Here is a 2,296-nt window from a genome sequence, read left to right on the forward strand (position 1 = left end):
ACTCGCTTAGATGTAAATTTTAATACTTACTCTATAGGGAAGAATAGCCTCTCCCTCAATTATTGAGTTAGAGGCTATTTGAAGTCCACATTCTAATGTCCAACTTTCGGGGGTTAGTTCAGAGTTAGGGGCTGAATATTAATGGCAATGGGCTATCATGAGGTTTATTGTTATAGGTCTGGTGATATCCTTCCCCCCTAAAAGGATATGTATTCCGCTGACAAAACTCCTGCCCAAGCGCACAAATATTCTTGGCTGCGCTAATATCGCGATCATGAGCGACACCGCACTCACTGCAAACCCATTTTCTTATACGCGGCCCATTGACGCCTTTTGGTCCTCTTAGGGTGCCGCAAGCTGAACAGGTGCGGGTGCTGTATCCCTCATCTATTTCCTTGAAAACAACTCCAGCGTGAGCGCATTTGTGTTTAAGCATTATTTCCAGCTGGCTCAGCAGCAGCACGGATTTAGCCATCTTAATTTTGCGAGCTTTAAAGGGCTTACGTCGCCCACAATGATTGTGTCGTAGTTATCTACCGGCTTGCGGTTAAACTTATGCAATTCATTATTGCGCCGGTTGGCGATTTTGGCGTGAATAACCTAGGTGCGTTTCTTGTTTCGGCTGCGCTGACCGATGGCAAGCTTAGACCCCAGATATTGATAGAACTGCTGATTTTCAAGTTTGCTGCCATCGTTGCATTTTGCAATGCCTTTAGAACCGAGGTCGACGCTTACTTAGCCCCGTCCAAGACTTAGCTTAATATCGGTAGCAACCACAACATTGAAGTACCAGCTCCTGCAAGCGGCGACATTGAGCGAGAGTGGAGCTTGTATCCTGCCAGACCGTAGCTATCTTAAACCTTAAAACGGTGGCCGTTGTGGTAGACCTGCTTACTCTCTCAGCTTGCCGCACCGGAAATGGGGCTTCGAGTAGGCGTATGAAACAATCGTGTCCTGAGCTAATGGCCTCTAGCTGTTAACATAGTGTCCTGTGGGACCCGGCTTTTTTTGTGGGCAGTGGGGAGGCGCCCGCTTTCAGTAGTAAACGCATATTTTGAACAGCAGACGAGACCACTATAGGAAGCTAGGCTTCTACGCTATTCATCCTATGGATTTTCCAAGCGATCTGATGAAAGCCAAATTCAGCAAACAGACGACCTGACGAACACGTGGTCACAAGCCATTTGTGAAAAAATTAGTAATGTTTAGCAATTGGTCTAAAAAGTGTCTCATGATGAGACACTTTGATTTTAAAGGCAGTTTGCCGTACTGCTTAGAGATAGAGACGTAGTGATTGATCAATTGCTTTTTGTCATGAAAGATTACGAAGGGAAGCAAAGCTCCAAAGATACGTTCCTGATCAGCTGCAGATACCCAGCTGGCGTCATCATCAAGTGCTTCCAGCATAGCGCGAATCACATTATCTATGAGGTGAAGTATTGGTACAGGGTTTGGCCTCAATCATTAGCACTCTGACAGCCTGTGCCAGCCTAAATGACTAGAATGTTTGCGCTGATATTTAATTTTGCGCAGTTATAGCTGAGATGTCCACGCTGTGCTTGCAAAAGGATCAATAGTGTCCCTTATAAGGCAGATAATTGGCCCGCATCGAAATAGGCTCGATCGCTAACCCAGCCACTGTTAAAAACGCCTGCAATATATTCACCGTTGCGACAAGATCAATTCTCTATAGCGGTTATTGTCGAGCAAGGCGGTATGGTGCACTGCTTTAAATGCTTCAGGTCCGCTGTAATAGCAAACAGCTTCCTTAAAGCTCAGATAGGTTTTGATTGGGCTAAAACAGGCTTTTCGCCATTTCAGGCTTCGCTTCGCATTCCAAAGGCTTGCAGCGGGAAGCAGAGACTGTGTCAACCAGTGATAGCACTCTTGGCAGGACCAGGTAACTTTGTCAGAAGAGAATGGTAGCTGGATGCGTTCCAAAGTATCGCTATCTTATTGTCATCACACAGCTCTTCAACGGACCCTCCAAATAACATGGCCCTGTATCCTGAAAAAGAGTAGGGCATTAGCCGGTTAAAGGCCCTGTGAAATATATGCCATGTGGTGTTGCCGTTGTCTGTGTCATGAGCATTAGCGAAGCTTATGAGTACATCCTATACATCCTTCTCAACAGCACATAGTATAAACGGGGTGCCATGTCTTTGCACCACGAGGAAATTGTGCGCCTTCTACCTAGTGTGGTGTCTCGGAAGTTAAGCTCATAACCTTGGTCTACACTTGTTGATTCAAGCCTGTCGAGGAGTCCGAACATGAGAACTGGCCGCCCCGCGACACC

At 46.3% G+C, this 2,296-nt stretch carries 3 protein-coding genes; 1 reads left to right on the plus strand and 2 read right to left on the minus strand.

Features of this window, described 5'->3' with window-relative positions; genetic code table 11:
* Nucleotides 1-124: 124 nt before the first annotated feature.
* On the minus strand, nucleotides 125-475 hold the full coding sequence (locus IEX86_RS25895) for a zinc ribbon domain-containing protein (protein ID WP_373290486.1): 351 nt from the start codon (nucleotides 473-475) through the stop codon (nucleotides 125-127).
* An 80-nt stretch (nucleotides 476-555) separates the two neighbouring features.
* Between IEX86_RS25895 and IEX86_RS24555 the strand changes: the two genes are divergently transcribed.
* Nucleotides 556-756: a hypothetical protein gene (locus IEX86_RS24555; RefSeq protein ID WP_188868766.1), complete on the plus strand. Its 201-nt coding sequence runs from the start codon at nucleotides 556-558 to the stop codon at nucleotides 754-756.
* 417 nt (nucleotides 757-1,173) lie between these two features.
* Here IEX86_RS24555 and IEX86_RS24560 read toward each other — a convergent pair whose 3' ends face one another.
* Nucleotides 1,174-1,407 (minus strand): hypothetical protein, encoded by a 234-nt coding sequence (locus tag IEX86_RS24560; RefSeq protein ID WP_188868767.1) that lies wholly within the window; start codon nucleotides 1,405-1,407, stop codon nucleotides 1,174-1,176.
* Nucleotides 1,408-2,296: the final 889 nt, after the last annotated feature.

It is taken from the genome of Pseudomonas asuensis, assembly GCF_014646755.1.
GTDB classification, from domain to species: Bacteria; Pseudomonadota; Gammaproteobacteria; order Pseudomonadales; family Pseudomonadaceae; genus Chryseomonas; species Chryseomonas asuensis.